General features: G+C 39.3%; 8 protein-coding genes. 4 read left to right on the top strand and 4 right to left on the bottom strand.

The window, feature by feature from the left end; genetic code table 11:
* Window positions 1-401: 401 nt before the first annotated feature.
* Complete coding sequence (locus ACFCYJ_RS27015; RefSeq protein WP_376079019.1) at window positions 402-734, top strand: hypothetical protein; 333 nt, start codon at window positions 402-404, stop codon at window positions 732-734.
* On the opposite strand, the gene ACFCYJ_RS27010 is transcribed toward ACFCYJ_RS27015, so the two are convergent.
* The 4 genes from ACFCYJ_RS27010 to ACFCYJ_RS26995 all read right to left on the bottom strand — a co-directional run bounded on the left by ACFCYJ_RS27010 (window position 674) and on the right by ACFCYJ_RS26995 (window position 4,153).
* Window positions 674-2,086, bottom strand: coding sequence for an amino acid permease (locus ACFCYJ_RS27010; RefSeq protein WP_376079018.1), 1,413 nt, complete (start codon window positions 2,084-2,086; stop codon window positions 674-676). The genes ACFCYJ_RS27015 and ACFCYJ_RS27010 overlap by 61 nt on opposite strands.
* A 159-nt stretch (window positions 2,087-2,245) precedes the next feature.
* Entirely contained in the window at window positions 2,246-2,422 is a 177-nt protein-coding gene (locus tag ACFCYJ_RS27005) for a hypothetical protein (RefSeq protein ID WP_376079017.1), read from the bottom strand.
* A gap of 80 nt (window positions 2,423-2,502) precedes the next feature.
* Window positions 2,503-3,264, bottom strand: a complete 762-nt coding sequence (locus tag ACFCYJ_RS27000) for a dimethylarginine dimethylaminohydrolase family protein (protein ID WP_376079015.1) — start codon at window positions 3,262-3,264, stop codon at window positions 2,503-2,505.
* Window position 3,265: 1 nt separating this feature from the next.
* Entirely contained in the window at window positions 3,266-4,153 is an 888-nt protein-coding gene (locus ACFCYJ_RS26995; protein WP_376079013.1) for a dimethylarginine dimethylaminohydrolase family protein, read from the bottom strand.
* Window positions 4,154-4,373: 220 nt separating this feature from the next.
* Here ACFCYJ_RS26995 and ACFCYJ_RS26990 point away from each other — a divergent pair, with 220 nt between their 5' ends.
* The 3 genes from ACFCYJ_RS26990 to ACFCYJ_RS26980 all read left to right on the top strand — a co-directional run bounded on the left by ACFCYJ_RS26990 (window position 4,374) and on the right by ACFCYJ_RS26980 (window position 6,035).
* Entirely contained in the window at window positions 4,374-5,114 is a 741-nt protein-coding gene (locus ACFCYJ_RS26990) for an IclR family transcriptional regulator (RefSeq protein ID WP_376079011.1), read from the top strand.
* A gap of 248 nt (window positions 5,115-5,362) precedes the next feature.
* Window positions 5,363-5,551 (top strand): 50S ribosomal protein L28, encoded by a 189-nt coding sequence (rpmB, locus tag ACFCYJ_RS26985; RefSeq protein ID WP_079560418.1) that lies wholly within the window; start codon window positions 5,363-5,365, stop codon window positions 5,549-5,551.
* A gap of 277 nt (window positions 5,552-5,828) precedes the next feature.
* Complete coding sequence (locus tag ACFCYJ_RS26980; RefSeq protein ID WP_376079009.1) at window positions 5,829-6,035, top strand: hypothetical protein; 207 nt, start codon at window positions 5,829-5,831, stop codon at window positions 6,033-6,035.
* Window positions 6,036-6,616 lie beyond the last annotated feature (581 nt).

The raw sequence follows: 6,616 nt of genomic DNA, 5'->3' as shown, positions 1-6,616 counted from the left end.
CCATCCTTGTTGTTTTTTCTGCTTTCGCACCGTTACGTCTGCCGTTTCCAGCTCCGCTTTGGTCACAAGGCTTTAGGAGTTAAAAGCAATTAACGCGGAGTTCGCACCAATCGCTTGATACGAAGGGTATTCTGTTATCAATCTATATTTCTATACAGGTTTGTATAGTTTTGTCTAAATTTGTCGTAACAGTTTAGTTACCCAACTGACAAGTTCACATAATAATGCGCGTAGTTTTTCAGGTGTATTCCAAAGATAATTAGTCATAATCATTCTCCTTCATTTTCTCAAAATCGAATGCATTTCGTTTCAATGTAAATCATACGTTTCCTCATTTTTTGGCTGATCACCAAAAGTTGTGGATGACATTTGTTAAGACGTATGCTTTGTATATAAGTTGATTGGAGTGGAGACTGGGCGACTCCTCGGGGACCAGCAATAGAGGAACGAAGGCTAAAACCATCACGTCCTGTGATAACGCCTTCGTGACCAACATCGGTGCTGTTGCTGTCGCTACGTTAGCACTACGCTTTCGCGCAAAAAACATCTGTTGGCCCGAGACCCTGCAGCGAAGCGAAGCGGCTCATCGAACGCCCCCAGGAAGCTTTGCTCTGTGCGAAAGCGTAGCGACAGCAACAACAAAGCGCCCAGTCGGAACGGAAATCCCCTCACATTATGATGATGAGTTAATCTCAGAAGAAACTGTATTCGTTTTACTCAATTTTAATTTATAGAAAATCATGCAAGCGATAAAGAAGCCAACCCCATATAGTAAACCAACTCTTTGTGTTGGATCGAATGCTAAAAAGACCAGAATTAGCGTGCAAAAAATAATACAGAACATTGGAATCAATGGATAAAATGGTGTTTTAAATTTTAATTCAGATACATCTCCTCCTGCTTTGACATAACGATATCGGAACATTAATTGAGAGGCGCAAATCCCCATCCATGAAATTGTTACAGAAATTCCTGCAATAGACATGAGTAAAACAAATACTGCATCTGCTTCCATCACGCTCGTTAATAAAGAAAGCAACGAGAAAAGCATCGTGAAAATAAGTGCATTTAATGGCACTTTATTTTTCGTTAGTCGTCCAAATAATTTAGGAGCCATTCCCTCTTTTGACATCGACCATAATAAACGTGTGGAAGCATATAAACATGAGTTACCTACTGATAATATCGCTGTTAAAATTACAAAGTTCATAATGCCAGCAGCGTATGGAACGCCAGCTAAATTCATCAATGTGACAAAAGGACTTTCCAGTAGTCCAAGCTCCGATGAAGGGAATATCGCAGATAAAACAATAATAGAAGCAATATAGAAAACTATAATTCTAAAAAGAATTGTCTTTATTGCCCGAGGAATATTTTTTTCTGGATTTTCAGTTTCTCCTGCTGCAATCCCGACAAGTTCAGAACCTTGATAAGAAAAGATAACATTCATCATTGTGACAAAAATAATGGCAATACCTGCTGGGAATAAACCAGACGGTGCTAAATTCGTAAAATGTGGTGTTGGACGATCAGCTAGCGGAATCAATCCAAAGATTGCCGCAGCTCCTATAACGATAAATGCAATCACCGCAATGACTTTAATGCTTGCAAACCAAAATTCTGCTTCCGCAAATCCTCTAGTTGTCAATGCATTTAAAGTAAATAACAGCACCATAAATACAGCACACCATATCCAAATAGGAACATTCGGGAACCAATGTTGCATCAAAATTCCCGCTGCTGTAAATTCTACCCCCGCTGTGGCAGCTGACCCGACAAAATACATCCATCCTAAAGAAAATCCGGCTGAAGGACTGATAAAACGTGTTGCATAGGTTTGGAAAGAACCAGTTACAGGCATGTAAACCGCCAATTCTCCAAGACAATTCATAACCATGTACAATATTAAGCCACCAAATAAATAACCAATTAATGCCCCTCCAGGACCTGCCTGATTAATTGTAAAGCCAACATTTAAAAATAGTCCTGTTCCAATAACTCCTCCGAGTGATAGCATTAATAAATGCCGACTCTTCATTGAACGGTTTAATTGATGATCTTGCCGTTGTTCCCCTTTACTCAACATCCATCCCCACTCTCTAGTTATCAATATATCGAATATTCTGATATCATTACTACTAAAGTACCCAATCAATTTATCCCATATAAATTGATTGGGTATTTTTACATTGACATCCGCCGGAGGCTTTGGGCCAACAAATGTTTTTTGCGCGAAAGCGTAGCGTCAGCAGCAAATGTTTTTTGTGCGAAAGCGTAGTGCTAACGCAGCGGCAGCAACATGATGTTGGTCACTCAGTCGTGTGTTGTTGCTGTCGCTTCGCTTTCGCACAGATAAAACCGTGTTGCTGTCGCTTCGCTTTCGCACAGATAAAACCGTGTTGCTGTCGCTTCGCTTTCGCACAGATAAATTGCCACAGGACGTGGCGTTCTTAGACTGAGTTCCTCTATTTCAGCGGATGTTTGTACACCCGCTGAAAGAAGTTAAAAACGTAATGACAAACAACTTAGCCCACCATCATGTTTTCTAAACTCAGACATTTCTAGCTCAATTGTTTGGTAGCCTAGATCGTTTAATTTACGATTTGTTTCTGGATAGCCTGCTGGAATAATGACATAATCATTTACTTGAATACAGTTTGCTGAATACTCATCCTCTTTTGGAATAATAATTTTTTCATAGGATTCGAATGCAGGGTGATCGACAAACTCTCCTGCTACTACAATACGATTTTCACCAACATATGCGATGCCCGTTTTTAAATGAAAAAACGCCTTTAGCGGAATGATCGTTGCCTCATAGCCTTCTTTTTCTACGATTTCTTTAAATTGTCGAGCCCCTTCTTCATTAGTACGATCAGAGATACCGACATAAAATTTCTTTTCTGCCTGCAATACATCTCCGCCATCAAGTGTTCCTGGGCCTTCGATATAATATAATTTTTCATAGAACTTTTTAACAGCTGGCACGATTTCCTCAATCTCACGATTACGAGCTTCGGCCCCTGGATTTGAAATAATGGCAAATTCAGCTGTTAAAACAGCCGTATCCTCTACGAATGTTGAATCTGGAAAGGCTTCATTCGCCGGAAGCTGTGTAACCTCCACGCCACATCTCTTTAATGCTTCAACATATTTTTCATGCTGCTCAAATAATTTTTCTAAAATCGGTTTTCCTAAGTCACTAGTCGTTAAACCATTTACATAACTATTTCCTGGGTTTTTTACAATAACATTTTTAAACATTTTACTTTATCTCCTTTTTTCTTCTTACTACTGGGCAGGTTAAACATGTTGGTCCACCTGTTCCTTTTATCGAAATTTCATTTCCTTTATATTCATAAACTGTTACGCCAGCATCAAGTAATTGTTGCTTTGTCATTGGATTTCCATTTGGAACAATACATACTCTAGGTGCAAGTGCTAAAACGTTACAGCCAAGCGTATCATACTCATCTTTCGGGACCTCAATTAATTGAATACCTCGGTCGATTAGAAGCTGACGAAAGAAAACTGGCATTAATCGTGAATGTACAACCGCTAAATCCTCGTCCACCATACTAATGAAGGACATTAAGTGTAAACATTCTGCTTCACCTAAATCATGCGGTAGCTGCACAACAATGAATTCATCCACAAAACCCTTCGTCATGTCCTTTAGCTGACGAATAGCATCATCATTCGTTCGATAGCCTCGACCTACCACAAGTGTACGGTCATCAAGCCAAACAATATCGCCACCATCTGATACAGCCTCTCCTGTCAATTCTCCGATAACCGGAATGCCTTTTTCCTGTAAAAATGCTTTATAGACAGCTGCTTCTGGCTGTCTTGATTTTTTGCCAGATTTTAAGATAATGGCCCCATTTGGTGTGAATTTTACAGGATCATGCGCATACAGCGAATCAAGCCCTACTTCAACTGATTCTGGTAAAAAATCAATTTTTTCAACATACTTTTCTAGAATGCTCATAAATTTTGCATATTCTTTAAGAGCCCCATTATAGCTAGGTTCTGATAAGTAGTTAAATGTTTTCCATTCATCGCTAAGATGCTGTTGGTTTCGGAAAGCATCTTTTGGATGTTTTACTATTACATGTCTCAAAGGTGCATACATTGACGAACAATAATGCATTCCTTTCACTCCTTTTCCGCGTAGTGGAAAACGTTTCCGTTAAGAGGAAAGTTTATATGAAAAATATATGTGCTTTAAGGTATAATGTCAATATATTTAGAAAAATTAATATATTCATTCTTTTTATGAAGGAAACGGAATGAAACAAATATCCACGATTGTGTAGCTAGACGTAGGCTATGAATAAAAATAAAATATATGAAGGAGAGGTGGATTATAAATGCAATTATTAGAACGAGCTATGACAATCGCTAAAGTTTTGGCTTCTGAAGCAAGTGAAAACAGCTTGTCCATTTCAGAGCTTTCAGCAAAATGCAATTTACCACTTAGTACATTACATAGAATTTTAAAAGCGATGATTAAAGAAGGAATGATTGAACAAGACGATCAAACTAAACAATATCGTCTCGGTACAATATGGATGGAGCTTGGCTTACAAGTGTATGATACGATGGACTACATTAGTAAAATTAGGCCAGAACTAGAACGTTTAGCAAGAGAAGTCGAGGAAAGCGTCTATTTAAGTAAGCCCGCTGGTTTAGATACCATTATTATTGAAAGAATAGACAGTGCAACTAACCCGATTCGAATTTACGATCAGTTAGGCATTCGTATACCGATGCATATCGGGGCTGCAAATAAAGCAATTTTAGCTACACTGCCTGTTTCTCAAGCAAGGGAAATTATTGAACAGCTTATTCCTCATGAAGAAATCTCTGAATTAGAGGCACAGCTTGATCAAATAAGACTACAAGGATTTGCCATTAGTCATGGGGAAAGAACGGCAGGAACATCCTCAATCGCAGTATCTATTATAAATGGTTTCAATGAAGTAGTCGGTGCAATAAGTATAGGCTTTGTTAGCTTTAACGTTTCAGCAGAATATATTAATACCCTTACAGAACGTTTAGTGGAAACTGGTAAACGTGTTTCTATGAAACTTGGCTACCGAGGAAAATAAAATGAAGCTTTATGAAAGTGGATTTTCTTTATCCCCTACTGATGATGAGTCTTCTCCCAATAATTGTTTCATCTAGGAATTTTCATCCATTATTTAACAAGTATTTTTTGTCTGTAAAGGTTTTTTTCTTGAAAGGTTATGTGAAAACTATTGCACTGAACGTCATCGTATGTTAAATTATTATGGTATGTGAAATACCGAACTGAAATAATAATCTTTCAGCATTAACAGTAAGGAGGGAATACAACATGCCAAAACAATGTGTAATCACTGGGCGTAAAGCTCGTACTGGTAACAACCGTTCCCACGCTATGAACGCTAGCAAACGTTCTTGGGGTGCTAACCTTCAAAAAGTTCGTATCTTAGTAGACGGTAAACCAAAACGTGTATGGGTTTCTGCTCGTGCATTAAAATCAGGTAAAATCGAGCGCGTTTAATCGTCGCTTCCAAAAAATCGATTTTCGCATTTGGCGCAAAATCGATTTTTTTCTTTCTTAATAAATTACTAAGCCGCTAGAAATTACTTCTCATAGTAATTCCTAGCGGCTTTCATTACATATAGCAGCACAACAAAACACCTATGCAGAATGGCAGTTACGATATAATAAAGTATAGTTCTTCAACAAAGCGAGGGGTTGATTTCCGTTCCGACTGGGCGCTTTCCTGGGGGCGTCCGATGAGCTGCTTCACTCGCGTTGCTCGCTCCAGGGTATCATGTTTTTTGCGCGAAAGCGTAGTGCTAACGCAGCGTCAGCAGCACCGAGGTTGGTCACGAAGGCGTTATCACAGGACGTGATGGTTTTAGCCTTCGTTCCTCTATTGCTGATCCCCAAGGAGTCGCCCAGTCTCCACTACAATCAACCACTTCTCATAGTATGTATCTTCTGGCATGTCTTTCGCGAAAGCGTAGAATTAACGTAGCGTCAGCAAGATCAGGTGTACAATAGCATTATTGTTATAAGTTTCTTCTGTTTGATTATGGTGAGTAGCCATAGCGTTCACTTTTGAAATACATAAAATTAATAAAAGTTCTACGCTACCGCTGATTGGAGTGGAAGGCTACTCGACTCCCGTGGGAAAGCGAGTCAGACGAGACCCTGCACGGAGCGGATGTTTTCTGTGCGAAAGCGTAGTGCTAACGTAGCGGTAGCTACAACAGCGGAGGAAGCGGCTCGACGCTCGCCCACAGGAAGCTCTGCGTGAAAGCGAAGCGGCAGCGACAAATGTTTTCTGTAGCGAAAGCAAAGCGGCAGCTACAAAGCGAGTAGCCTGGAACGGAAATCATCCACCATAATATTCACAGAATTGAGCTTCAGGAAGCCCACTTCTTCAGAGGTGGGAGGAATGAAGTGCTTTTTTCTTTATAGAACATATGTTTATATTGTATATTGTGAATAATCAAAAAATAAAGGAGTGACGGGTAATGACGAAAGGGAAGAAAGATTGTTTTATTATAGAACTCAAGTTACTTATAGATACATGGCAAAAGGATATTCTATTAA

Source organism: Lysinibacillus sp. NPDC056232 (assembly GCF_042267565.1).
GTDB lineage: Bacteria > Bacillota > Bacilli > Bacillales_A > Planococcaceae > Lysinibacillus.
Note: the sequence above shows the minus strand (reverse complement) of the source record. Positions and strands in the feature narration are given on the sequence as shown.

Coding starts and splice junctions, on each gene's coding strand:
- ACFCYJ_RS27010 (WP_376079018.1), bottom strand. CDS start 2,086: ATGTTGAGTAAAGGGGAACAACGGCAAGATCATCAATTAAACCGTTCA.
- ACFCYJ_RS27000 (WP_376079015.1), bottom strand. CDS start 3,264: ATGTTTAAAAATGTTATTGTAAAAAACCCAGGAAATAGTTATGTAAAT.
- ACFCYJ_RS26995 (WP_376079013.1), bottom strand. CDS start 4,153: ATGCATTATTGTTCGTCAATGTATGCACCTTTGAGACATGTAATAGTA.
- ACFCYJ_RS26990 (WP_376079011.1), top strand. CDS start 4,374: ATGCAATTATTAGAACGAGCTATGACAATCGCTAAAGTTTTGGCTTCT.
- rpmB (WP_079560418.1), top strand. CDS start 5,363: ATGCCAAAACAATGTGTAATCACTGGGCGTAAAGCTCGTACTGGTAAC.
- ACFCYJ_RS26980 (WP_376079009.1), top strand. CDS start 5,829: ATGTTTTTTGCGCGAAAGCGTAGTGCTAACGCAGCGTCAGCAGCACCG.